Below are 25,287 nucleotides of genomic sequence, written 5' to 3'. Positions count from 1 at the left end.
ATGACCGATTTCTCTCCCCGCGAGATCGTTTCCGAGCTCGATCGCTACATCGTCGGCCAGCAGGCGGCGAAGCGGTCGGTCGCCATCGCGCTGCGCAATCGCTGGCGCCGCCAGCAGCTCGAAGGGCAGATGCGCGAAGAGGTGCTGCCCAAGAACATCCTGATGATCGGCCCGACCGGCGTCGGCAAGACGGAAATCTCCCGCCGCCTCGCCAGGCTCGCCGGCGCGCCCTTCCTCAAGGTCGAGGCGACGAAATTCACCGAGGTCGGCTATGTCGGCCGCGACGTCGACCAGATCGTCCGCGACCTCGTCGAGGTCGGCATCGGGCTGGTGCGCGAGAAGAAGCGCAAGGACGTGCAGGCGAAGGCGCACCTGCAGGCGGAGGAGCGCGTGCTCGACGCCCTCGTCGGCAAGGCGGCGAGCCCGTCGACCCGCGATGCGTTCCGCAAGAAGCTGCACGACGGCCTGCTCGACGACAAGGAGATCGAGATCGAGGTGACGCAGTCGGCGCAGATGCCGAGCTTCGACATGCCGGGCATGCCGGGCGGCAGCATCGGCGTGATGAACCTCTCCGACATGCTCGGCAAGGCGTTCGGCGGCGCCAAGAAGGCGCGCCGCGTCAGCGTGAAGGATTCATACGAGATCCTCGTCGCCGAGGAGAGCGACAAGCTCCTCGACCAGGATGCGGTGGTGGCCGAGGCGATCCGCTCGGTCGAGGACGACGGCATCGTCTTCCTCGACGAGATCGACAAGATCTGCGCCCGCGAGGGCCGCATGGGCGGCGATGTCAGCCGCGAGGGCGTGCAGCGCGACCTGCTGCCGCTGATCGAGGGCACGACGGTGACGACGAAGTACGGGCCGGTGAAGACCGACCACGTGCTGTTCATCGCCTCGGGCGCCTTCCACGTGGCGAAGCCGTCCGACCTCCTGCCCGAACTGCAGGGCCGCCTGCCGATCCGCGTCGAGCTGAAGCCGCTCGACAAGGCCGACTTCGTGCGCATCCTCAACGAGACCGAGGCGAGCCTGATCAAGCAGTCGGTGGCGCTGATGGGGACGGAGGGCGTTACCCTCGTCTTCACACCCGACTCCGTCGACGCCATCGCCGAGATCGCCGTGGAGATCAACGCGACGGTGGAGAACATCGGCGCCCGGCGCCTGCAGACGGTGATCGAGCGGGTGCTGGACGAGCTCTCCTTCACCGCCCCCGACCGTGCCGGCGAGACGGTGACGATCGACGCCAACCTCGTCAACGAGACGGTGCGCGAGCTCGCGAAGAACGCCGACCTCAGCCGCTTCATCCTCTGAGGCGGCGAGGCCGGCGGGGCGCGCGAAGGATCGGCACGCATCGCGCGTAGAGTGAGCGCACGCGCGCCGCGTGCGGGGGAGGACGCCGTCCATGACATCTCGATTTGCCGTCGCGCCGCTCACGCTGGCGCTGCTCGCCGCCGCCTCGGCCGTCCCGGCCGCCGCCGCCTCTTGCAAGCCGGAGTCGGTCGCCGGCCTGTGGGTCGGCCACGCCACCGTCCAGGTCGACCTCTACTGCCTGATCGACGTCAAGAAGTCGGGCGTCGTGGCGCAGTCGAGCTGCTTCAACCCGAAGACGCTGAAGCCCGAGGCCACCCTCGACGGCAAGGTGACGCTCGAGAAGGACTGCACCGTCAAGGCGACGTTCCAGTTCAAGAGCGGCAAGGTGACGGACCCCGCAAAGTTCCGCGGCAAGATGACGTCGGACGGCCAGAAGATGGCCGGCGACTTCGTCATCTTCGGCGCGCAGGAAGCCTACCGCTTCATCCGCCAGCTCGACTGAGCGGCGGCAGGCGGGGATCGGCCGGGCCGCGTGGGCTCAGCCGCTCCTCGCGCCAGGCGGCGCGGCACGACGGCCATCGTGGACCGTGCGCTGCCGAACGAGACAGCACGCGTTCACAATCCAAAGCGGAAGTCGGCCGCTCGACGTCGACTCACTCATCCCCTAGCTTACCCGCAGCCGCTGGTGGCATGCGGAAAGTTCAGAGCCTCTGCGACGCGTCGATCTCGTGCGCGCAGCACGGCCGGGGAGGGAATTCGCACCATGAGACGTCGATTCGCCATCGTGCCGCTGGCACTTTCATTGCTCGTCGCCTCGGCGATCTCTGCCGCCGCGGCCAACTGCAAGCCCGAGAACTTCGAGGGGTTGTGGGTGGCGTCCCCGACCGATGGCCAGTTTCCCACCTGCCTGATCGAGGTCAGTCGCTCCGGGAACATGCAGCGGGGGAGATGCTTCATCGGCGCGACCGAAAGGGCAGACACCACCGTGCGTGGACAGTTGAAGCTCGAACGGAACTGTCGTCTCACCGCCGACTTGCTGATCAAGAGCGGCTCCTTCAAGGGGCGGTGGCAGTTCCGCGGCTTCAGGGAGTTCGGCAATCAGAATGTGCTGTTCAAGGGCTTCATGTTCCAGCAGCGGCGGCAGGTGGAATCACTGATGTTCCGCCTCTCCTGAACGGCAGCGAGGGACACCGGCAGCGCCGGCGAGAAACGCCGGTAGCGCCCTGTCCAGCCGCCACGCCCGGGCCTACGGCTCCAGCTCGGCGTCCCAGTAGAGGAAGTCCATCCAGCTGTCGTGCAGGTAGTTGGGCGGGAACAGCCGGCCGTTGTTGTGCAGGTCCTGCACGGTCGGCCGGTAGGGGTGCTGGCGCGGGAACATCGCGACTTCCTCGCAGCGCTTGTTGCCCTTGCGCAGGTTGCAGGGCGAGCAGGCGGCGAGCACGTTCTCCCACTCCGTCTGCCCGCCCTTCGAGCGCGGCATCAGGTGGTCGAAGGTGAGGTCGTCGGTCGAGCCGCAGTACTGGCACTCGAAGCGGTCGCGCAGGAAGACGTTGAAGCGCGTGAACGCCGGGTTGCGCGCCGGGCGGATGTAGGTCTTCAGCGACACGACGCTCGGCAGCCGCATCTCGAACGACGGGCTGCGCACCGTGAAGTCGTATTCCGACACGATGTTCACGCGATCCATGAAGACCGCCTTGATGGCGTCCTGCCACGACCACAAGGACAAGGGGTAGTAGCTGAGCGGCCGATAGTCGGCGTTCAGGACAAGGGTCGGATGCGCGTCGGGAGAGACGTGGATGGTCAAGACACCACTCCAACCGTCCGGCCAGTCCCGCACCCACCGTCCGGACGAACGATTCTCGAGTACCGTCGATAGTCTATAGCCTCCGTGTCAGCCGTGTGAAGTCGACGCGACGACACACCCGCGGGCAGAATTCATCGTCGGCTACGATCGTCGCGCTCAGTGCGGCAGGGCGCGGCGCAGCACGCTGGCGGCAATCGCGAGGCCTGATTCGTCGATGCCGTGCGACAGGCCCGGGGCAATGTGCCACTCGACCGGGATCTCGGCGGCCGCCAGCGCCTCGCACGCCATCGGCAGGTACTCGACCGGCAGCACGTCGTCCTGGTCGCCGTGCACCAGCACCACCGGCGGCGACGGCCGCGGCGCGGCTGCGAGCGTGTCCGGGCGGGCGAGCAGGCCGGAGAAGCCGACGATCGCGGCGATCGCCGGCCGGCGGGAAAGGCCGACGTCGAGCGCCATCATCGTGCCCTGGCTGAAGCCGACGAGCGCCAGCGCCGAGGCCGGCAGCCGCATCCGCCCGAGCTCCTGCGACAGGAACGCGTCGAGCGCCGGCGCGGCGCGGGCGACGCCGCGCGGCACCTCCGCCGGATCACGCATCGTCAGCGGGAACCACTGCCGCCCGCCCGGGCTCATCGCGCACGGTTCGGGGGCGTGCGGGGCGACGAAGGCGATGTCGGGCATGTCGCGCGCGAAGTGGCGACCGAGCTCGATCAGGTCGTTGCCGTCGGCGCCGTAGCCGTGCACGAACACCACGAGCCCTTTCGCCGGGCGGCCGGAGGCGGGGGCGAGGCGGGGTCCGTCGAGCACGGGGGCGGCTCCCTTTGATTGGCGCAACCTCGGCGACGAGGCGAACCGATTGGCGGTGCGGGGCCCCGACTGCGGCTCAGAGCGGCGCGCCCTCGCGGCCCTCGCGGCGCGCCCGATAGTAGCCCCACCAGAGCCGCGCGGCCACCGACCGCCACGGCGCCCACGGGGCCGCTATGGAATCGAGCGCCTTCGCCTTCGGACGCGCCGGCAGGCCAAGTCCGTCGGCCACGGCGATCTGCAGGGCGAGGTCGCCGGACGGGAAGACGTCCGGATGGCCGGCGCAGAACAAGAGATAGAGGTCGACCGTCCACGGCCCGACGCCCGGCAGCACGGTCAGGGCGGCGTGCGCCTCGTCGGCCGGCAGCGATGCAAGATGGTCGAGGTCGAGCCGGCCCTCGAGGACGGCGGCGGCGGCGGCCCGCATCGTCCTCACCTTCGCCGCCGACAGCCCGCAGGCCCGGAGCGCCGCGTCGTCGAGGGCGGCGAAACCCACCGCCTCGTGGCCGCCGGCGGCATGAAGTCGGCCGAAGATCGCCGCCGCGCTCGCCGTCGAGACCTGCTGGCCCATGACGATGCGGGTGAGCCCCTCGAACCCCGGCTTGCCGCGCCTGAGCGGCAGCGGCCCGGCGATCGCGGCGATCGGCGCGAGCCGCGGATCGGCCGCCACCAGGGCGGCGACGCCCGCCGTGACGTCCGCGTCGGTCTCGATGCTACGCACACTCGTAGCTGAAAGCTTCAACCCACTCACCATCCAGTAGGGTGAAGCCGGTGAACCAGTCGAACAGGTCGACGGGCCTGCGGCCTTCCTCGAGGGCGGTCCCTACGTACTCATCGCCATTGTACGCGAAGCCGGCCTTGATCGGGCCCGGAGGATACGGCGTTCCATCGACGGCGGTGAGGGGCTTGCCGTAGGTTTTCCCCGCCAGGGCGGTGCCATATCCCAGCTCGCCCTCGTAACCATCCTTGCTGCCGTCGAAGAGTGGCCTTGTCTCACCACACGCAATACACCGCAGCGACATGCCGGCGATTGCTTCTTCATTGATGTCGGCGCGATGGACGTAGGTCCGAATCATCTCGAAAGCGGGTCCGCCACATGCTTGGCACGCGAGGGTGTAGGCCCTGTAGGCGAACTCCGGCGCTTCCTCGAACTCGACCATATCGAAGGCGAAAGGGGTCAGAAGCCGTGGGTGCACATCCGGGCCGACGGTCGTCTCTGAAGCTTCAGTCGTCATCTCGTCCTTCCCCGTTTCTTCAATTCCAAATTGTGCCACTGCCGCCGCAATCTCGCCAGATGGGCGGCCGTCCGGGCCAAGGAAGCGGCTTCGCCTTGTGCCGCAACCCGGTTCCTGATTGACAATGCCGGCATGTCAGGAATCGCCACCATCACCGTCGGCCGCGATGAAGCCGGAATGCGGCTCGACCGCTGGTTCAAGTCGCACTACCCCGACCTCGCCTTCGGCCGGCTGCAGAAGCTGGTGCGGACCGGCCAGGTGCGGGTCGACGGCGGCCGGGTCAAGACCTCGACCCGGCTCGAGCCCGGCCAGATGGTGCGGGTGCCGCCGCTGACGCCGCCGCCCGGCCTCGACGCCGAGCGCGACGATGAGGACGACGGCCGGCAAGAGCACGAGAACGCGGACGAGAACGCCGAACCGGACGAGGAGGCCGTCTTCCTCGCCAGCCTGCCGGGCTCGAAGGCCGCCCGGGCGCGCGCCAAGGCGAAGGCGCTTGCCGCGGAGGGGGCTGCCCAGCCCGCCACTGGCAAGGCCGTCGTCACCAAGTACGGCACTGGGCGTGCCGGCGATGCCGAGACGCTGCGGTCGATGCTCCTCTACGAGGACCGCGACGTCTACGTCTTCAACAAGCCGTTCGGCCTCGCCGTGCAGGGTGGCTCCGGCCTGACGCGCCACATCGACGGCATGCTGGAATCGCTCCTCGACTCCAAGGGCCAGAAGCCGCGGCTCGTCCACCGGCTCGACCGTGACACCACAGGCGTGCTGGTGGTGGCGCGCACGCGCCTCGCCGCGACGCACCTCACCGCGGCGTTCCGGGCGCGCTCCACCCGCAAGGTCTACTGGGCGCTGGTGAAGGGCGTGCCGAAGCCGAACCAGGGCCGCATCTCGACCTTCCTCGCCAAGGGCACCGGCCCCGACGGCGAGCGCATGCGGATCGCCCGCCACGGCGAGGACGACGCGGTGCACGCCGTCACCTACTACGCGGTCGTCGACCAGGCCGGCCAGCAGATGTCGTGGCTGTCGCTCCGTCCGGTGACGGGGCGCACCCACCAGCTGCGTGCCCACACCGCCCACATCGGCCACCCGATCGTCGGCGACCCGAAATATTTCGAGGTGGAGAACTGGGAGCTGCCCGGCGGCATCCAGAACCGCCTGCACCTGCACGCCCGCCGCATCACGCTGCCGCACCCCTCGGGCACCGGCAAGCTCGACGTCTCGGCACCCTTGCCCGACCACATGAAGCAGTCGTGGAACCTCCTCGGCTTCGATGCCACCCAGTACGACCCGATCGAGGAGGCGCCGGACGAATGAGGGGTGCTGCTCCGGTCGCGCGCTACGGGAGCGTCGGCACTCGCGGCGCCCCCCCTCCCTGCCCTCCCCCGCGAGGGGGGAGGGTTTCCGTTGTGCTTGGGGCAGTCGGTCGGCCCAAAACTCTGCGCGAACCCTCCCCCCTCGCGGGGGAGGGCAGGGAGGGGGAGCCGCGGGCACCACGCCAGTTTGAGCGGGCGACGCCCGACGCGGTGACCCCCGCCACACCCGCACCCGCCGCCTGCAGCGGCCGCCCCGCATGAGCGCCGCCGCCGGCAAGCCGACGTGGCGGGAGCGCATCGCCTTTCTCGGCGAGCGGCGCGTCTTCGTCATGCTGCTGCTCGGCTTCTCGTCCGGCCTGCCGCTCTTGCTCGTCTTCGGGACGCTGTCGGCGTGGCTGCGCGGGGCAGGCGTCTCGCGCACCGAGATCGGGCTGCTGTCGTGGGTGGCGCTCGCCTACTCGTTCAAGTTCGTCTGGGCACCCGTCGTCGACCGCTTCGACGTGCCCGTCCTCGCCCGTCTCCTCGGCCGGCGCCGGGCGTGGATGATCGTCGCGCAGCTCACCGTCGCCGCGGGTCTGCTCCTCATCGGCCTCTCCGATCCCGCCACCTCGCTCGGCCTCACCATCGCCGGGGCGCTTTTGACGGCGTTCGCCGGGGCGACGCAGGACATCGTCGTCGACGGCTGGCGCATCGACGCCGCGCCCACCGAGAAGCAGGGCACGATGGCGGCGACCTACCAGCTCGGCTACCGCTTCGCCCTGATGGCGTCCGGCGCCGGCGCCCTCTACATCGCCGAGTTCGTCGACTGGCAGGCCGCCTACTGGACGATGGCCGGCCTCGTCTCCGTCGGCATCGCCGCTGTCCTCCTCGCCCCCGTCGTCGACCGCGACCGGCCGGACCGCACCGGCGGCTTCAGCATCCGCGGGGCGGTGGTCGAGCCGTTCGCCGACCTCGTGCGCCGCTACGGCCTGGCGCTCCTCGTCATCCTGCCGGTGGTCGCCCTCTACCGCCTGCCCGACTTCATCGCCGGCGTGATGGCGAACCCGCTCTACATCGACGTCGGCTTCACGCTCACCGACATCGCCAACGTCTCGAAGCTCTACGGTGTCTGGATCGGCCTCGCCGGCGCCTTCGCCGGCGGCCTGCTGCTGCCGGTGCTCGGCATGCGCGCGGCCCTCGTCATCGGGGCGCTGACGGGGGCGGGCTCGAACGTCATGTTCGCCTGGCTCGCCCACGCCGGCGCGGACATCGTGCTTCTGACGCTCGCGATCTCCGTCGACAACTTCTCTGCCGGCTTCGCCGGCTCGGTGCTGATCGCCTACATGTCGGGCCTGACGGGGCCGGGCTTCGCCGCCACGCAGTACGCGCTGCTGTCGTCGCTCTACGCGCTGCCGGGCAAGCTCGTCGCCGGCCTCTCCGGTGTCATGGTCGATGCCTGGGGGTACCCGGCCTTCTTCATCGCGACGTCCTGCGTCGGCATCCCCGTGGCGATCCTCGCCTGGTTCGCGGCGAACACCGCAGGGCGCGACGCGCCGGCCGCCTCGCCCCCACCAGGCTGAGCGGCGAGGGGAGCGCGAAGATGAGATGGCAGGTGGGCGTCGCCTGTGTGATCGCAGTCGCCGTCTTCGCGCTCGGGTGGCTGATCCGGCCGGCTGAACAGGAGCCCGTCTCGTTCGCGATGGTGCAGTCACAAGTCGAGGTGTCGAGCGGGACGATATACTCGACCTCGTTCGGTAGGTTGTCCGAGCAGAGGGAGGTTGCCCTGCGCGAGGTACTGACAAAGGGGCTCGCCGACTGTTGGGTGGCGCCGCCCGCGACACTCGGGCGGGCAGTCCTCGATATGCGGGTTCGGGTCCAACTGGAGGGCAGTGGTCGCGTCCTCTCGGCGAGGGCGATTGCGCCTGACGCTCCAGCCGACAGCTTGCAGGCGATAGCGTCGATTGCCGCAGCGGAGCGGGCGGTCAGGGACTGCCAGCCCTACGACATTCCCGAGCCTGCCGGCCATGGACTCGAAACAGTCTTCGTTACCATCGACTTCAGGCCGGGCGGGTCACTGCCGCCTGCCCAGTGACGGCCGGCCTGTGCCTGGGCCACTGCGCTTCCTCCCCGCACTGCGGTAGCCGTCCGCCGCTCCGCGGACTAGATTAGACCCTCTCGTGCGCCGCGCCTCCACGCGGCCGCGCCTTCCGACCGAGGCCTCCATGAACCAGATGACCGCCCCCCCGAAGTTCGGCATCGGCGCGCCCGTGCGCCGCGTCGAGGATGCCGCGCTCGTCACCGGGCGGGGCCGCTATGTCGACGACATCGTGCCCGCCGGCGTGCTGGCGATGACGGTGGTGCGCAGCCAGGTGGCGCACGCCCGCATCACGCTCGGTGGCCTCGACGCGGCCCGCGCCGCCCCCGGCGTCCACATGGTGCTGACGTCGGCCGACCTCGAGGGCTACGGCGGCGTGCCCTGCAAGGCGATCATGAAGCAGGCCAACGGCACCCCCGTCGTGCCGCCCTATCGCCCGTTGCTCTGCGGCGAGATCGTCAAGCACGTCGGCGACGCGGTGGCGGCGGTGGTCGCCGATACGCTCGCGGCGGCGGAAGCGGCGGCCGAGCTCATCGAGATCGAGTACGACACGCTGCCGGCGGTGATCGACACTGTCGGCGCGCTCGATCCCGGCGCGCCGCTCGCCTGGCCGGAGCGCGGAACCAACCTCGCCTTCGAGTACGCCTTCGGCGACAAGGGCAAGACCGAGGCGGCGTTCGCCAGGGCGGCGAAAGTCGCGCGCCTCGAGGTGATCAACAACCGCCTCGTCTGCAACTACATGGAGCCGCGCGGCTGCATCGCCGAGTACGACGCGGGCACCGAGCGCTGGACGCTCACCGTCGGCACCCAGGGCGGCCACGGCATGCGCGGAATCCTCGCCGGCGACATCCTCAACGTCGACCCGTCCCGCATCCGCATCATCACGCCGGACGTCGGCGGCGGCTTCGGGCCGAAGATGCCGGTCTACCGCGAGTATCCGATCGCCATGATCGCAGCCGAGCGGCTGGGCAAGCCGGTGAAGTGGAAGTGCGGCCGCATGGAGCACTTCGTCGCCGACGCCCAGGGCCGCGACAACGTCACCACGGCCGAACTCGCGCTCGATGCCGACGGCAAGTTCCTGGCGCTGCGCGTCGACCTGATCGCCGCCGCCGGCGCCTATTTCCACCAGTTCGGGCCGTTCATCCCGTGGGTCGGCGCGACGATGTCGACCGGCGTCTACGACATCCCGGCGCTGGAGGTGCGGGTGCGCGGCACCTTCTCCAACACCGTGCCGGTCGACGCATACCGCGGCGCCGGCCGCCCGGAGGCGGCCTATGTGCTGGAGCGCCTCGTCGAGGAGGCGGCGCGCGTCGCTGGCGTCTCGCCGGTGGAGATCCGCCACCGCAACTTCATCCGCCCCGAGCAGATGCCCTACACGACCCAGACCGGCCGCATGTACGACACCGGCGAGTTCTCGGGCCATCTCGACCGGGCGCTCGACGAGGCGGACGTGGCCGGCTTCGAGGCGCGGGTGGCGGAGAGCGCCGCGCGTGGCCTCTATCGCGGCCTCGGGCTCGCGAGCTACGTCGAGGCGTGCGCCTTCCCGGGCTCCGAGCGCGCCGAGCTGTCGATCGATCCGGACGGCACGCTGACGCTGTTCATCGGCACCCAGACCAACGGCCAGGGCCACGCCACCGCCTACGCCCAGCTGATCGCCGACCACCTCGGCGTCGACATCTCCAAGATCAAGGTCGTGCAGGGCGACACCGACGCGGTGAAGACCGGCGGCGGCACCGGCGGCTCGCGCTCGATCCCGCTCGGCATGCCGTCGATCGACGTGGCGAGCCGTGCGCTGGTGGAGAAGATCAAGGCTGCCGCCGCCGACAAGCTGGAAACCTCGCCGGCCGATCTTGAGCTCGTCGGGGGCGAGGTGCGCATCGTCGGTACCGACCGCTCGGTGAGCCTCGCGACGCTCGCCGCCGCGATGCCCGCGGCCGACCGCACCACCGAGGGCGAGGTCAAGCAGACCGAGTGCACCTATCCGAACGGCACGCACATCGTCGAGGTCGAGATCGACCCCGAGACCGGCGTGACGAGCTTCGATCGCTACACCATCGTCGACGACTTCGGCGTCACGGTGAACCCGATCCTGCTCGCCGGCCAGGTGCACGGCGGCGTCGTGCAGTCGATCGGCCAGGCGATCCTGGAAAACACCCTCTACGACGCCGACGGCCAGCTGATCACCGCCTCGCTGCTCGACTATGCGCTGCCGCGCGCCGACGACGTGCCGTCGATCCACTTCGAGACGCGCAACGTACCGTCGACGACGAACGCCATGGGCATCAAGGGCGCCGGCGAGGCGGGCACCATCGGCGCGACGCCGGCGGTGATGAACGCGGTCGCCGATGCGCTCCGGCGCGGGGCGGGCGTGACGCGCATCGACATGCCGGCGACGCCGCTGGCGGTGTGGGCGGCGATCCGCGCCGCCGGGGCCGCGCAGGGGTGAGACGAGCCGTGAGGCGAGGGGTGACCGATGTCCGACGATCCGGCGCTGCGCGAGATGGTGCTCGACGCCATCGCGTACGTGGTGGCGGAGACGGGGGCGCGGGCCGTCAGCCTGGATGAGGCGGCGGCCCACGCCGACCTCGACCCGTGCGAGGTGCGCCGCGTCTTCCCAACGCTGGAAAGCCTGCAGGCGGCCGTGGTCGACCGTCTGTTCGAGACATTCTACGAGGACATCGCAAGGGAAGCCGGCGCCGACGACGGTCCCGGCGCCTTTGCGCACGCCTGCCTCGCCGCGACCCGCGCCCGCTTCGAGCGCAACGACTTCCCGCGCGTCGCCGCGGCCGTGCTGCCGTCGCTGCCGATTCATCCCGAGGTTCGCGCGGCGACGGTGGTGCATCGCCGCGCCATGCGCCGCTCCCTCGAGCAGGACGGCATGACGGCCGGCCACGCGGCTCTGTTCACCGTTGCGATCGACGGCCTCTGGCTCGCCTCGATGCTGGAGCTCGAGTCCCTCAGCCTCGAGGAGCGCGACCGGGTGTTCGACTGCCTGGAGAGCCTGCTGCCGCCGCGCGAGGCCGTTGCCGGCTGAGAGGCCTCCGGCCACGACGCCCCCCGATCGGCCTCGAGGACCGACCCGACGCTGCGGACGGCGTCGGCTTGCCGTGAGGTGAGGTGGCCCTGGGGACGCCGCGCCGCGCGCGAAAATTTGCTGTCATCCGAGCGGTTTGGAACGGTCCGAAGCACATCGGGCCATGCTAGGGATGGTGCAACACACGGTGCGGGGGCAACCGGATAACGACAAGTGGGGGAGCGGATGGCGAAGGGGCTGTCGCGCCGCGGTTTCCTGAAGGCGGGGCTGGTCTCCGGTGTCGCGTACAAGATCGCGATGCTGGCAGGTCCGGCGCGGGCCGACCTCGTCGAGGAGCCGCGCAACCGCGTGCCGCACTGGGTGGGCGCCGACGGCAAGGCCCGCTTCCGCTACGACGCCGTCGCCAAGGTCACCGGCGACAAGACCTTCGGCCGTGATTTCCGCGCCATCGACATGGCCGGCTGGCCGCGCGAGCAGACCCACGCCTTCATGATCTTCGGCGACCGCGCCGACCACGCCTTCGAAGGCATCGATCTGTCGGCGCTCGGCGCTGCCGGTGACGCCGACAACCTGCTGCCAGATCGCATCGTCATGGGCGCCGATCTAGTGCGCGACGGAGTGCTGCCGCCCGGCGGCTCCGAGGGCCTGCCCGCCGGCTTCTACGGTGACGTCTTCCTCGTGCCGGCCGGCGAGACACCCCGCTTTCTCGGCCAGCCGGTGGCGATGCTGTTCTATCGCGACTTCGGCCGCTACGACGCCGCCAAGCGGCGCATCCGCTTCGACACCGAGGTCGTGAAGTGGGGCGCCCACACCGGCCCGAACACGCCGGCGAACTACGGCAGCGGCCGCTATGTCCGCATCGGCGGCGCCCGGCCGGACGATAGGGACGTCTACTCGCCGCTGGACGGTGGCACGACCGTCCTTGGCCGCTTCGAGGGCGACGCCGTCCTCTGGCCGGCCGCCGACGAGGCCGGCGACCCGAATGCCCGGGCGATGTGGGCGGTCGCCGAGGTGGACCGGGAGATCGCCGCGGCGGGCGACGACGCCCTGGTGCTGACGCGCGAGCACTACTCCCAGTCCATCGACGCCTCGGCGATGGAGGCCGACAACGGCCTCGTCTGGTACGACCTCGTCACCGGCACCCTGCACGCCGTGCTCGGCACGCAGTCGCCCTACGAGACCGTCACCTCCACCGTCTCGATGTTCGAGCCGTCGCGCTTCCGGCTGACGAAGTTCGACCTGTCGATCGGCTACACCGTCGGCTACGGCACCAAGGACCACTCGGTCTTCCCGCTCTACGCCATCGTCGCCGGCCTCTATGGCGAGGGCCGGCCGGTGCGGCTGGCGCTCGACCGCTTCGAGCACTTCCGCACGGCGATGAAGCGGCATCCGTTCTGGATGAAGTCGACGCTTGTCGTCGACCGCACCACCGGTGCCTTCCGCATCCTGAAGGGCGAGTACCGCACCGACGGCGGTGGCCGCCGCAACTACTCGCCGGAGGTCTCGCTGGTCGGCACCTCGGCGGCGCAGTCGGTCTACTACTTCCCGAAGAGCGACCTGTCGGTCGCCTCCTACGCGTCGCGGGCGGTCGAGTCCGGCTCGACGCGCGGCTACGGCACCGTCCAGACGATGACAGCCACCGAAGTGCTGGTCGACGCGGCGGCGGCCGAACTCGGCATCGACCCGATCGCGCTGCGCCGCAAGAACCTCTTCCGCTCCGGCATGAAGAACACCCAGGGCGCCGTCCCCGGCGGGGCGCTGCGCAACGAGGAGATCCTCGACCGGGCGGCCGCGCATCCCTTGTGGCGGGACCGCGTCGCGGCCAAGGCGGCCTTCGAGGCGGCGAACCCCGGCAAGCGCTACGGCGTCGGCTACGCGCAGGTGCAGAAGGACTTCGGCAGCGGCGCGGAAGCTGCGATCACGACGCTCTTCTTCGATGCCTCGGGCCGTCTCACCATGCGCCAGCAGGGCATGGAGATGGGAACCGGCCTCACCACCGCCCAGGCGATGATGGTGGCCGACGTGATCGGCCGGGTGCCGGACGCTTGCGACTACGGGGCGACGAACTTCCCGGAGATGCCGCTCGTCTCCAACGAGATCCCCTATTCGATCTCGCAGCAGGACCAGGACCGGCTCGCCGCCGACCCGCACTGGACGCCGACCTATCTGTCGGGAATGACGGCGTCGAACAGCGTCTACTACATCGGCCACGCCACTCGTACGGCCGCGCAGGCGCTGCTCACCTTGTCGCTATGGCCGGCGGCGGTGGCGCTGTGGTCGCGCGGACCCGGCGGCGGGCAGTTCGCGGCGCTCTCCGTCACGCCGGCGGACCTGCGCTTCGTCGACGGGGCGCTCGCCGGAGGCGGCCTCGAGCCGCTGCCGCTCGAGCGCGTCGTCGCCGCCGCCCACGACCTCGGGCTCGTCACGGGCGTCAGCGTCCACACCTTCAACCGCTGGCGATGGGCGACGGCGACCTTCGACGTGCCCGGTGTCGGCCCGACGACGCTGCCGGTCGACGCCCTGTCGGTGCAGTACGGCGAGGGCGCTGCCCCCGAGCGCAAGGCGCTGATGACCGCCGGCGGCTTCCACTTCGTGCCGCGCACCACCGTCACCTATCCGGAGACGGCGCTGAACAACGCCGGCGTCACCTACTACACCTCGGTCGGCACCATCACCGAGGTGGTGGTCGACACCGCCACCTGCGAGGCGCGCGTCACCAGCCACCATTCGATCCTGGAGTGCGGCAACCAGGTGGTCCCGGAGCTCGTTTCCGGTCAGCTGCAGGGGGGCCTCGCCATGGGCATCGGCCACGCGCTCTATGAGGAGCTGCCGCTCTACGAGGGCGGCCCCGCCGACGGCACCTGGAACTGGAACCGCTACCGCCTGCCCCACGCCGCCGACGTGGCGGTGTGGAAGCAGACGTCGGAAATCCTGCCGCCGCTCTCCGACACCGACCCGCCGAAGGGCATGGCCGAGGTGGTGATGATCGCCGTCGTGCCGGCCATCATCAACGCCGTCGCGCACGCCATCGGCCACCGCTTCAGCGAGACGCCGATCACCCCGGCGCGCATCCGCGAGGTGCTGGCATGACGCTGCCGTCGACACCGCTGTCCCTCGTCGTCAACGGCCGCCAGGTCGGCCCGATCGACGTGCCGGACAACCTGATGATGGTCGACTTCCTGCACGAGTACCTGAACCTCACCGGCTCCCGGCTGGCGTGCGGGCAGGGCGTCTGCTGGGCGTGCACGATCATGCTGGAACAGCCCGACGGCACCCGTCGCGAAATCCGCAGCTGCATCACCGGCGCCCACTTCTTCGCCGGCCAGAAGGTCACCACCATCGAGGGCCACGCCGAGCGGGACGCCGACGGCAACGTCGTGGCGCTGTCGCCGATCCAGCAGGCCTTCATCGAGCACTTCTCCTTCCAGTGCGGCTACTGCACGCCGGGCTTCGTCACCGGTGCCACGGTGCTCCTGGAGCGGCTGCAGCGCGAGCCGGTCGCGCGCGCCGATGTCGAGCGCACCATCGAGGAGGCGCTCGCTCCGCACGTCTGCCGCTGCACGGGCTACGTGCGCTACTACGAGGCGGTGCGGTCGGTGATCCTCGACACGCCCGGCCTCGTGGTCGGGTAGGGGAGGGCACCATGATCATCCGCAAGGTCTGGCACCGGGTCGTCCTCGCCGCGGTCGTCATCGTCGTGCTCGGCGGCGGCTTCGCGCTCGCCGTCTTCGTCGGCGCCTTCGAGAAGAGCGTCGTCAGCGCCGCGGTCGAGACGCCGCTGACGGCGGAGGAGATCGCCGAGCTCGCGCCGCGCGGCCGCTACGTCGCCACCGCCGCCGACTGCGTTGCCTGCCACACCGCCGTCGGTGGCGCGCCGTGGGCGGGCGGACGGCCGTTCGAGATGCCGATGGGCACGCTCTACGCCACCAACATCTCGCCGGACCCGACCTATGGCATCGGCTCGTGGACGCGGGCCGACTTCCACCGCGCCATGCGCGACGGCGTGGCCAAGGGCGGCCGCCACCTCTATCCGGCGATGCCCTATGTCTCGTACCGGCAGATGAGCGAGGACGACGTCGACGCCGTCTGGGCCTACATGCTGACCCGCGAGCCGATGGCGGTGCCCGACCGCGAGGACAGCCTGCCGTTTCCTTACGTCCGCCAGTTCATGACGTTCTGGAACTTCCTGAACCTCCCCGGCGACGTGCCGGAGCCGGACGCGCAGAAGTCGGCCGCGTGGAACCGCGGGCGCTACCTGGTCGATGCCCTCGGCCATTGCGGCGAGTGCCACACGCCGCGCGACATCACCATGGGCATGGTGTCGTCGCGCTATCTCCAGGGCGCCGTCATCGAGGGCGTCGATGCGCCCGACATCACCCCCGCCGGCCTCGCCCGCCTCGGCTTCGCGCCGGAGCGGCTGGGCGACTTCATGCGCACGGGCATGGGGCCGGAGGGTGTCATGGGCTTCGCCATGTACGACGTCGTCCACCATTCGACGCAGTACCTGACCGACCAGGACGCCGCGGCGATGGCGGCCTATCTCGCCGGCGAGCCGGCTCCGGCCGCCCCCGCGTTTGCGGCGGCGCCGGTGTCGCCGGAGACGGCCGAGAACGGCCAGCGGCTCTACATCGCCGTCTGCGCCGGTTGCCACGGTATCGAGGGCGAGGGCACACCGTCGATGGCGCCGGCGATGACGACGAACGCCGAGCTGCGCCTGCCTCGGCCGACCAATCTGCTGGCGGTGCTCGCCGATGGCATCCCGTGGCGCGACTTCCCGCACGGCCGGCTTCAGGACATGCCGGGCTTCACCGATCTCCTGACCGATCAGGAGATCGCCGACCTGTCGAACTTCCTGCGCGCCACCTGGGGTGGCCGCGCGCCGGACGTCGCCGCCGCGGACGTCACAGCCCTCCGCCGCGCCGGCGACTGAAGTCGGGCGCCGCGCGCTCTCGCCTGCCGCTGCCAGCACCGCGGGCGGCCGGTCAGGCGCTCCCGCTGCGACGCCCCTTCGGCCACTTCCCCGCCGCCCGCCGCTTCACGCCAGCCCGGTGCAAGCCAGCGCGATGAATATCGCACCCCGGCGGGGCATAGCTTCCCTTTCGACGACCTCGTGGACTGGTGCGTCCACGGCGGCCTCCGAAAAGGAGTGTTGTTCACGCAACATCCCTATCGAAGGTGCACATCCTCATGTCTCGGTTACGTCTCACCATCGGCGCGAAGCTCGGCATCAGCGCCGCCGTCGGAATTGTTCTCGCGGGCGCGATCGTCGTCGCCCAGGTCATGGTCGGCTCCCTGCTGCAGCAGAGCGAAAAGGTCGTTCAGGACCAGCTGCACATCGAACTTGGAGCGCTGCAGTCGAACGTCGTTCTGCGCCGCATGCAGGCGACCACCAAGGACATGCGGCTGACGCTCGACCCGGCACAGGTCGACAAGTTCTCCGAGAGCATCACGGCCGACATCGCCGAGGCCGGCAAGCTTCTTGGCGAGGCCGCAGACCGGGCGACGCTGCCGGCGAACAAGCAGCGGCTCGAGAAGATCGCCAGCGACATCACCGCCTACGGCCAGTCGACCCTCGCCATTGCGGCCGTCCGCAAGGAAGAAATCGCCGGCCACGCTGCGCGTGACGCGGTCTCGGGCCAGTGGGGCGACCTCTCCGACAAGGCGAGAAATGCTCTCGAGGCGAGCAGCGATCCCCAGCAGCTGATGCGTACATTCTACGGGATCGAGCGCGACTACCAGACCATCCGCGCCTACTCGTGGCGCTATCTGACGACTCGCGATGCGGCGATCCTCCAGTCCATTGCGGACGCGGAGAAGCGTGCCACGGGAGCCTTCGCAACCTTGCGTGGTGCGGTCGCTGGCATCCCGGCGATCATGCAGCCGATCGAGGCGCTGGAGCAGGGTTTCAACTCCTATGTCACCACGTCGCAGGCGGTGCTGGCGCTGAACGATCGCGTCGACGAGATCGTCGACAAGGAGAGCCTGCCGCTGGCGGCCGCGGCGATCACGCTGGTGCGTGAGGCGATCGACGCCGCCGAAGCGCGCGTGAAAGAAGCGCAGGCTGCGGCCCACGCCGCCTCCGGCTTCGGCGAGATGGTCGTCTACGGCATGGTCGGCCTCTTGATCGTCGTGCTCGTCGGCTCCGCCATCTACGCGATCTTCGGCATCGCCCGTCCGCTGTCGGCGATGACGCGGGCGATGGACAAGATCGGCCAGGGTGCGCTCGACACCGAGATCCCGTCGGCCGGCCGCGGCGACGAGCTCGGCGAGCAGTCGACGGTGCTCGGCGTCTTCCGCGACGGTCTCGCCGAGGCGAAGCGGCTCCGCGAGGAGACGGCGCGTGCCGAGGTCGAGGCGGCGGCGAAGCGCAAGGCCGACATGCTGGCGCTCGCCGAGCAGTTCGAGGCGGCGGTCGGCAAGATCGTCGAGATGGTGTCGTCGGCGGCGACCGAGCTGCAGGCGGCGGCCCAGAGCCTGACGGCCACCTCCGAGGAGACGGCCGCCCAGGCGGCTGCCGTCGCCGCGGCGGCGGAAGAGGCGGCGACCAACGTGCAGACGGTGGCCGCTGCGGTCGAGGAACTCGCCGCCTCGGCGAGCGAGATCGGCCAGCAGGTCAGCCAGTCGACCAACGTCGCCTCGCGCGCCGTCGGCGAGGCGGGTGAAACCAACACCCGCATGACCAGCCTGCGCGCCGACGCCGACAAGATCGGCGCCATCGTCGGCCTGATCGGCGACATCGCCGCCCAGACCAACCTGCTCGCCCTGAACGCGACCATCGAGTCCGCCCGCGCCGGTGAAGCCGGCAAGGGCTTCGCGGTGGTGGCCCAGGAGGTGAAGAGCCTCGCCGAGCAGACCTCGAAGGCGACGGCGGAGATCTCCGCCCAGATCGGCGGGATGCAGGGCTCGACCGAGGACGCGGTGGTGGCGATCTCCAACGTCGGCCGCACCATCGGCGACATCAACGGCATCGCGGCTGCGATCGTCGCGGCTGTCGAGGAGCAGGGTGCGACGACGGCGGCGGTCGCCCGCAACGTCCAGCAGGCGGCGATGGGCACCAACGAGGTGACCACCAACATCGCGGCCGTGCTGCAGGCGGCGGAAGTGTCGTCCTCGGCGGCGACGCAGGTGCTGTCGTCGGCGAGCGAACTCGCCCGCCAGTCGGAGACGCTGCGCGGCGAGGTCCGCAAGTTCGTCGACCACGTCCGGGCCGCCTGAGGCGCGGACAGAACCGGAAAGTACCGGGCCGCCTGAGCCCCGGACAAGACCGACAAGCTCCGCGCCGCCTGAGGCGCGGACAGATACCGGAAAGTACCGGGCCGTTCGCGGCCCGGCAGAGACGAGGCCGCCGCCCGCCCCACCCGGGCGGTGGCCTGCGCGGGAGCGGGGGCTCGGTCCCCTCCCGCCGAAGGCGCGGCACGGACGGCCATTTCGCCGATCCGCGCCGCGCCTTTCCCGTTTTGCGGGGTCCTGTCGCCCGGCTCGCCCGGCGCCGAATGGCCGGCAGCCCGGCCTAGTCGTCGTCCATCGTGCGGCCGGGATAGAACGGCAGCGCGCGCAGGCGGGCGCCGGTGAGCTTCGCCCAGGCGTTGGCGACGGCCGGGGCGACGCAGGGGACGCCGGTCTCGCCGACCCCGCCCGGATCCGCCTCGCTCGCGACGATCTTCACGCTGATCGCCGGCATCTGCTGCAGCTTCAGGACCGGGTAGCGGTCGTAGTTCGCGACCCGCGGCTTGCCGGCGACGAAGGTCTGCTCGTTCCACATCGCGGCGCCGAGGCCGTGGGCGATGCCGCCCTGGATCTGCGCCTCGACGGAATCCGGGTTCACGACGATGCCGCAGTCGATCGCACAGGCGACCTTCGTCACCCTGATCTCGTTGGACGAGGACTTGGTCACCTCGGCGACGAGGGCGATGTAGCTGCCGAAGCCCTTGAGGAAGGCGACGCCGCGGGCGCTCCCGGAGGGCGGCGCCTTCGACCATCCGCTCAACTTCTCGACCGCCTTCAGCACCCCGGTGCCGCGGGCATCGCCGCGCGACCCGGCGAGGAGAGCCTTGCGGAACGCCAGCGGATCCTTGCCGGCGGCCGTCGCGAGCTCGTCCACCGCGCTCTCCACGGCGAAGGTGTTGTAGGACTCGCCGACGGAGCGCCAGTAGCCGAGCGGGATGTCGCACGGCAGCGCCACGTACTCGATCCGACGCTTGGCGATCCGGTAGGGAATGCCGACCGCGCCGGCGACGGCGCCGGTGTCCTCGGGGTTGGTGATGTCCGAGGGGGCACGCTGCTGGCTGATGGACGGCGACACGTTGCGATAGACGAGCGCAGTGAAGGCGCCGTTCGCGTCGGCACCGGCCTGCACGCGGATCTTGGCGCTCGGCCGGTACATGTCGTGCTGGAAGTCTTCCTCGCGCGACCAGGTCAGCTTGACCGGCTTGCCGACGGCCTTCGACAGCTTCACCGCCTGGGCGATGCAGTCGGTCTCGATCTTCCGCCCGAAGCCGCCGCCGCAATAGGTGGTGTGGACGGTGACGCTCGCGGCCGGAAGCCCGGTTATCCCGGCGACGAGCGGGATGATGAACTGCTGCCCCTGGGTGGGCGCCCAGATCTCGCAGGCGTTGGCGGTCACCGAGGCCGTGCAGTTCATCACCTCCATCGCCGCGTGGGCGAGGAAGGGGAGCGAGTAGGTGGCATCGACCCGGATCGGTGCGCTGGCGGGACGCGGCGTGCCGACCTTCTCGGCGATGAAGTATTCGGCCTTCTTCGACCTCACGAGCGCGTCGGCGGCGGCCTCGAGGGTGGCGGAATCGCGCGTCGCCGTGCTCTCCGGCAGGGTCCAGCCGATCGTTCCGGCGATCGAGCGGGCCGTGCGCATCGCCGTCCAGGTGTTGGAGGCGACGACGCCGACGGCATCGCCGAGGTTGACATAGGTGGTCCCGCTGCGGCTCGGCGGCACCGTCTTCACGGTCCCGCCGAGGGTCGGGCAGTGGACGACCGACGCGAAGACCATGCCGGGCACCTTCACGTCCGTGCCGAACACGGCCGTACCGAGGATCTTCTCCGGAAGGTCGAGGCGCGGGATGCGCTGCCCGACGAAGCGCCGGGTGGTGGCGTGGGTCGCGGTCGCCGGCGGCGTCAGCTTCGCCGCGGTCTCCAGCACGTCGCTGAAGCGGCAGGACGTGTCGCCGCTGACGAGCATGCCACCGCGGCCGAGCGACCAGGTGCCGCCGAACTGCTTGGCCGCCGCCGCGATCAGAACGTCGCGGACGATCGCGGCGGCGGTGCGCAGCGGCTTGTACCAGCCCATCATGCTGGTGCTGCCGCCCGTCAGCTGCGCGCCGAAGATCGGGTTGCCGTAGGGGTTCGGCCACTCCGTCGAGGCGGGCGCATGCACCGCGCGCACTTGGCTCCACTCGAGGCCGAGCTCCTCGGCCACAAGCTGCGCGAGGCCCGTCATGATCCCCTGGCCCATCTCGGTCGAGCCGATCGAGACGGTGACGATGTTGTCCGCGTCGATGCTGACGTAGGCGCCGAGCGAGACCGGCCCCGCCGCGGCCCGGGAGGCCGCCTTGGCACTCGCCTCGCGGGGGGAGAGGGAGACGGTGAAGGGGATGATCAGCGTCGCCGCCGCGCCCTTCAGGAAGTTGCGGCGATCGAGCGCGACGGCGCGGCCGGATGAGGCGGTGTCTGGCATGGTGCTCTCCGTTGCGGCTGCGGGCCCGGTCGTCAGAGGGTCTGGCAGGCCTTCTTGATGCGCTCGTAGGTGCCGCACATGCAGATGTTCTCGATCTCCTCGGCGATCTCCCGGCCGCGGTGGCCGTCCTTCAGGGCACCGGTGGCGGCGATCATCATGCCGGGCTGGCAGAAGCCGCACTGCGGCACCTGGTGCGCCTCCCAGGCGGCCTGCACGGCCTTGCCCTGCGGGTCGGCCGCCAGGCCCTCGACCGTGATGATCTTGCGCCCGACCGCCTCGGAGACCGACTTGTCGCAGGACTTCTCCGCCTCGCCGTCCATCAGCACCATGCAGGCGCCGCAGATCTCGATGCCGCAACCATACTTCGTCCCGGTCAGGCCGATGATGTCGCGCAGGACCCAGAGGAGCGGAGTATCCTCGTTGTCGACCGTCACCGAATAGGCGGTGCCGTTCACGTTCAGCTTGTATTGAGGCATCGAGAAGTCTCCCCGTTCAAGAGAAAGACCACTGCGAAGACGGGTGTCGGCAGGAGGCAACACGAGATCTTCGACATCGACGCCGGACCCGCGGGTCGATGCAGTGCGGAGTTTCTCTTTTTCTTCACGTCCTGTCGCTGGGTCGCACGGCGGTCACGGTGGCGACAAGGGACCAAGGTCGGATGAATTGACCCGGAGGTCGGAGGACTTTCGATCCCCCCGGCCGGAGCGCGGGCGAGGCCGTGCGGCGGCGCATCCATCGGGAGACCATCGCGTCCTGCGGCGCGAAGGTGTTTCTCCACCTTCGCCTCGTCGGGCGGCTTGTCACGGAACAAAGGATGAACAACTATCGGGGCATGGACCTCGCCCGCAAGCTCGCCATCCTCGCCGACGCCGCCAAGTACGACGCGTCCTGCGCCTCCGGCGGCACCACGAAGCGCGATTCCGTCGGCGGCCGCGGCATCGGCTCCACCGAGGGCGCCATCTGCCACTCCTATGCGCCGGACGGGCGCTGCATCTCGCTCCTGAAGATCCTGCTCACCAACGCCTGCGCCTTCGACTGCCTCTACTGCGTCAACCGCTCCTCCTCGAACGTGCCGCGCGCGCGCTTCACGGTGGAGGAGGTGGTCGAGCTCACCATCGACTTCTACCGGCGCAACTACATCGAAGGGCTGTTCCTCTCCTCCGGCATCATCCGCTCGCCGGACTACACGATGGAACAAGTGGTGCGGGTCGCCCGCACGCTGCGCGAGGAGCACGACTTCCGCGGCTACATCCACCTGAAGACCATTCCCGACGCGAGCCCGGACCTGCTGGCCGAGGCCGGCCGCTATGCCGACCGGCTGTCGATCAACATCGAGCTGCCGACCGATACCGGCCTCAGCGCCCTCGCCCCCGAGAAGGACGCCCGTGCCATCCGCCGCTCGATGGGGCGGATGCGCGGCCACATCGACGCCGCGAAGGAGGATCGCAAGGCGCCGTCGTTCGCCCCCGGCGGCCAGAGCACGCAGATGATCATCGGTGCCGACGCCACCGACGACCGCCAGATCCTCGCCACCAGCGCCGGCCTCTACGGCTCGTATCGTCTGAAGCGCGTCTACTATTCCGCCTTCAGCCCGATCCCCGATGCGAGCCGCCGCCTGCCGCCGGTGGCACCGCCGCTGGTGCGCGAGCATCGTCTCTACCAGGCCGACTGGCTGATGCGCTTCTACGGCTTCGACGTCTCCGAGATCGTCGAGGGCGAGGAGGGCAACCTCGCCCTCGACATCGACCCGAAGCTCGCCTGGGCGCTCCGCCACCGCGAGCGCTTCCCGCTCGACGTCAACTGCGCGAGCCGCGAGGAACTCCTGCGCGTGCCCGGCCTCGGCAAGAAGGCGGTCGAGCGGCTGCTCTCGGCGCGGCGCGTGCGGGCGATCCGCACCGCCGACCTCGGCCGCCTGCGCGTGCCATTGGCCAAGGCGCTGCCCTTCCTGGTGCTGCCCGACCACAGCCCGGGCGGCCTGATCGACCGGGTCGACCTCCGGCAGCGGGTCGCCCCGCCGCGCCAGCTCGCCCTGCCGCTCTGAGCGACCGCGGTGCCGGGAGACCCTCATGCACGCCGTCGTCCTGCCCGGCGAGACCGACTTCTCCGGCTTCCGCGCCGTCGCCCGCGACCTCATCGCCCGCGCCGTGCCGCCGGAGCGCGTCGCCTTCAGCGTCAAGGGTGGCGAGGCGCCCGACCTCTTCGCCGGCGCCGCCGAACCGCTGCCGGCGCCGGTGCCGGCGGCGCCGCTCGCCGTGCCGCGCGGCTTCCTGACGCTCGCGGAAACCGTCGTGCTGCACCGCGACCCCGAGCGTTTCGCCCGCCTCTACCGCCTCGTCTGGCGCCTGCGCACCGAGCCGCAGCTGATGCGTGTCGCCGTCGATCCGGACGTCGCCGAGCTCGAGGCGATGGCGAAGGCGGTGCGCCGCGACATCCACAAGATGCGCGCCTTCGTGCGCTTCCGCCGCTCGGAGCTCGCCGGCGAGCCGTGGTTCGTCGCCTGGTTCGAGCCCGACCACCGCATCGTCGCCGCCAACGCGCCGTTCTTCATGCGCCGCTTCGCCTCGATGCGCTGGTCGATCCTGACGCCGGATGCCACCGTCCACTGGGACGGCGAGGGCCTCGCCTTCGGCCCCGGCAGCCGCCGCGCCGACGCGCCGACCGACGACGCGCTGGAGGCCCTCTGGCGCGGCTACTATTCCAGCATCTTCAACCCCGCCCGGCTGAAGGTCGGCGCCATGCGCGCCGAGATGCCGGAGAAGTACTGGCGGAACCTGCCGGAGGCGCCGCTCATCCGCCCCCTGATCGCCGAAGCCCGGCGCAGGAGCGAGGAGATGGTCGAGACGGGACCGAGCGCCCCCAACCCGCGGCCGCACCGCCCGCACGCGATCGCGGTCGCCGCCCCGGCCGAAACCGGTACGCCCGCGGCGCTCGCCGCCGAGGCGGCGGGCTGCCGCGCCTGCCCGTTGTGGGAGCCGGCGACGCAGACGGTGTTCGGAGAGGGGCGGGAGGATGCGCCGCTGCTCTTCGTCGGCGAGCAGCCCGGCGACCAGGAGGACATCGCCGGCCGCCCGTTCGTCGGCCCCGCCGGCCAGCTCTTCGACCGCGCGCTGTCGGAGGCCGGCGTCGACCGCGAAGACGCCTACGTGACGAATGCGGTGAAGCACTTCAAGTTCGTGCCGCGCGGCAAGCGTCGCATCCACCAGAAGCCGTCGACCGGCGAGGTCCGCGCCTGCCAGCCCTGGCTGAAGCGCGAGATCGCCTTCGTCCGCCCGCGCCTGATCGTGGCGATGGGGGCCACCGCCGCTCTTTCGGTGCTCGGCCGTACAGTTCCGATCGGCAAGAGCCGCGGCCGCATCATCGAGGGCCCGGACGGCACGGCGGTGCTCGTCACCGTCCACCCCTCCTACCTGCTGCGCCTGCCCGACCCAGCGACGAAGGCGACGGAATACGCCGCCTTCGTCGAGGATCTGAGGCTGGCGGGGGAAACGGTCCGCGGAGGGTGAGGGGCGGTTGAACGGGACCTCGCATTGAGCGAAGGGATGAGGGTGAGAGCGGCGTTTGCCGTCCCAACCCTTCAGCCGCCGAGCCGCCGCATGAACAGTCGGGACCTCTTCCGCGCGCACCTGCCGCCCTACCTGCTGTCGCACATGGTCGAGCACGGCGGCGAGACCGTCTTTCCCTACCGGGCGATCCCGGCGGTGATCGAGGCGAGCCGTGTGGCGGGCCTCGTCAATCTCGGCGGCAACCTGATGCTGCTGTTTTCACCCGGCGTCTGGGAATCGCCGGTCATGCAGGTGAACACCAGATCGGAGAAACTGCGCGGGCTTCCCTTGCAGGAGCGGATCGACCAGGCCGCCGCAATCGCGCTCAGCGATTTTCTCGATCTCGGCAGCGAGGCGGAACTGCTGCAGGAGGCGGCCATCGGTGCCGGCCGCCCGCAGATCGCCGAGGGAGCGGACGCGTGGCGGAAGCTCTACTTCACATGGTTGGTGAACCGACCCTGAGATGCGTCCCGCCGCTTCAGCGACAGGGCGCC

The 25,287-nt window shown here is 70.4% G+C and carries 21 protein-coding genes; 15 read left to right on the top strand and 6 right to left on the bottom strand.

Translation table 11 applies throughout. The features are described from left to right. The 3 genes from hslU (at position 1) to RUR49_RS25980 (ending at position 2,479) form a co-directional block, all read left to right on the top strand. On the top strand, positions 1-1,305 hold the full coding sequence (gene hslU / locus RUR49_RS25990; RefSeq protein WP_409149610.1) for an ATP-dependent protease ATPase subunit HslU: 1,305 nt from the start codon (positions 1-3) through the stop codon (positions 1,303-1,305). 91 nt (positions 1,306-1,396) lie between these two features. Next, entirely contained in the window at positions 1,397-1,807 is a 411-nt protein-coding gene (locus RUR49_RS25985) for a hypothetical protein (RefSeq protein WP_409149609.1), read from the top strand. A gap of 261 nt (positions 1,808-2,068) precedes the next feature. Next, positions 2,069-2,479 carry a hypothetical protein gene (locus RUR49_RS25980; RefSeq protein WP_409149607.1) on the top strand — a complete coding sequence of 137 codons (411 nt, stop codon included), beginning with the start codon at positions 2,069-2,071 and terminating at the stop codon, positions 2,477-2,479. A 72-nt stretch (positions 2,480-2,551) separates the two neighbouring features. Here RUR49_RS25980 and RUR49_RS25975 read toward each other — a convergent pair whose 3' ends face one another. The 4 genes from RUR49_RS25975 to RUR49_RS25960 form a co-directional block, all read right to left on the bottom strand. Beyond that, entirely contained in the window at positions 2,552-3,109 is a 558-nt protein-coding gene (locus RUR49_RS25975) for an HNH endonuclease (protein ID WP_409149605.1), read from the bottom strand. 156 nt (positions 3,110-3,265) lie between these two features. Continuing rightward, positions 3,266-3,913: an alpha/beta hydrolase gene (locus RUR49_RS25970; protein ID WP_409149604.1), complete on the bottom strand. Its 648-nt coding sequence runs from the start codon at positions 3,911-3,913 to the stop codon at positions 3,266-3,268. A gap of 76 nt (positions 3,914-3,989) precedes the next feature. Further along, complete coding sequence (locus tag RUR49_RS25965; protein WP_409149603.1) at positions 3,990-4,631, bottom strand: DNA-3-methyladenine glycosylase family protein; 642 nt, start codon at positions 4,629-4,631, stop codon at positions 3,990-3,992. After that, positions 4,624-5,145, bottom strand: a complete 522-nt coding sequence (locus RUR49_RS25960; RefSeq protein ID WP_409149601.1) for a hypothetical protein — start codon at positions 5,143-5,145, stop codon at positions 4,624-4,626. The genes RUR49_RS25965 and RUR49_RS25960 overlap by 8 nt, the downstream gene beginning before the upstream one ends. Before the next feature lie 132 nt (positions 5,146-5,277). Between RUR49_RS25960 and RUR49_RS25955 the strand changes: the two genes are divergently transcribed. The 9 genes from RUR49_RS25955 (at position 5,278) to RUR49_RS25915 (ending at position 18,778) form a co-directional block, all read left to right on the top strand. Continuing rightward, positions 5,278-6,456 (top strand): RluA family pseudouridine synthase, encoded by a 1,179-nt coding sequence (locus RUR49_RS25955; protein WP_409149600.1) that lies wholly within the window; start codon positions 5,278-5,280, stop codon positions 6,454-6,456. Between the two features lie 256 nt (positions 6,457-6,712). After that, positions 6,713-8,014, top strand: coding sequence for an AmpG family muropeptide MFS transporter (locus RUR49_RS25950; protein ID WP_409149598.1), 1,302 nt, complete (start codon positions 6,713-6,715; stop codon positions 8,012-8,014). 20 nt (positions 8,015-8,034) lie between these two features. Beyond that, a complete protein-coding gene (locus tag RUR49_RS25945) occupies positions 8,035-8,526 on the top strand; it encodes a hypothetical protein (protein WP_409149596.1) in 492 nt (163 codons plus the stop codon). 130 nt (positions 8,527-8,656) lie between these two features. After that, positions 8,657-10,975 (top strand): xanthine dehydrogenase family protein molybdopterin-binding subunit, encoded by a 2,319-nt coding sequence (locus RUR49_RS25940; RefSeq protein ID WP_409149595.1) that lies wholly within the window; start codon positions 8,657-8,659, stop codon positions 10,973-10,975. A gap of 27 nt (positions 10,976-11,002) precedes the next feature. Beyond that, positions 11,003-11,563, top strand: a complete 561-nt coding sequence (locus RUR49_RS25935) for a hypothetical protein (protein ID WP_409149594.1) — start codon at positions 11,003-11,005, stop codon at positions 11,561-11,563. Between the two features lie 225 nt (positions 11,564-11,788). Then, positions 11,789-14,653 (top strand): xanthine dehydrogenase family protein molybdopterin-binding subunit, encoded by a 2,865-nt coding sequence (locus RUR49_RS25930; protein WP_409149592.1) that lies wholly within the window; start codon positions 11,789-11,791, stop codon positions 14,651-14,653. Further along, entirely contained in the window at positions 14,650-15,195 is a 546-nt protein-coding gene (locus RUR49_RS25925; protein WP_409149591.1) for a (2Fe-2S)-binding protein, read from the top strand. Before RUR49_RS25930 ends, RUR49_RS25925 begins: the two co-directional genes overlap by 4 nt. Positions 15,196-15,206: 11 nt before the next feature. Beyond that, complete coding sequence (locus RUR49_RS25920) at positions 15,207-16,493, top strand: c-type cytochrome (RefSeq protein WP_409149589.1); 1,287 nt, start codon at positions 15,207-15,209, stop codon at positions 16,491-16,493. Between the two features lie 257 nt (positions 16,494-16,750). Continuing rightward, on the top strand, positions 16,751-18,778 hold the full coding sequence (locus tag RUR49_RS25915) for a methyl-accepting chemotaxis protein (protein WP_409149588.1): 2,028 nt from the start codon (positions 16,751-16,753) through the stop codon (positions 18,776-18,778). A gap of 295 nt (positions 18,779-19,073) precedes the next feature. Here RUR49_RS25915 and RUR49_RS25910 read toward each other — a convergent pair whose 3' ends face one another. Both RUR49_RS25910 and RUR49_RS25905 read right to left on the bottom strand, forming a co-directional pair. Then, positions 19,074-21,251, bottom strand: a complete 2,178-nt coding sequence (locus RUR49_RS25910) for a molybdopterin cofactor-binding domain-containing protein (RefSeq protein WP_409149587.1) — start codon at positions 21,249-21,251, stop codon at positions 19,074-19,076. A 32-nt stretch (positions 21,252-21,283) separates the two neighbouring features. Further along, positions 21,284-21,727 carry a (2Fe-2S)-binding protein gene (locus tag RUR49_RS25905; protein WP_409149585.1) on the bottom strand — a complete coding sequence of 148 codons (444 nt, stop codon included), beginning with the start codon at positions 21,725-21,727 and terminating at the stop codon, positions 21,284-21,286. Positions 21,728-22,083: 356 nt separating this feature from the next. On the opposite strand from RUR49_RS25905, the gene RUR49_RS25900 reads away from it, so the two are divergent. The 3 genes from RUR49_RS25900 to RUR49_RS25890 all read left to right on the top strand — a co-directional run bounded on the left by RUR49_RS25900 (position 22,084) and on the right by RUR49_RS25890 (position 25,255). Then, positions 22,084-23,292, top strand: a complete 1,209-nt coding sequence (locus RUR49_RS25900) for a putative DNA modification/repair radical SAM protein (protein WP_409149683.1) — start codon at positions 22,084-22,086, stop codon at positions 23,290-23,292. Between the two features lie 25 nt (positions 23,293-23,317). Continuing rightward, complete coding sequence (locus RUR49_RS25895) at positions 23,318-24,754, top strand: UdgX family uracil-DNA binding protein (RefSeq protein ID WP_409149584.1); 1,437 nt, start codon at positions 23,318-23,320, stop codon at positions 24,752-24,754. 90 nt (positions 24,755-24,844) lie between these two features. Continuing rightward, on the top strand, positions 24,845-25,255 hold the full coding sequence (locus tag RUR49_RS25890) for a hypothetical protein (protein WP_409149583.1): 411 nt from the start codon (positions 24,845-24,847) through the stop codon (positions 25,253-25,255). The last annotated feature ends 32 nt before the right edge of the window (positions 25,256-25,287 follow it).

Origin of the sequence: Pseudoxanthobacter sp. M-2 (assembly GCF_046156265.1) — a bacterium.
Classification (GTDB): Bacteria; Pseudomonadota; Alphaproteobacteria; order Rhizobiales; family Segnochrobactraceae; genus CAMDHY01.
Note: the sequence above shows the minus strand (reverse complement) of the source record. Positions and strands in the feature narration are given on the sequence as shown.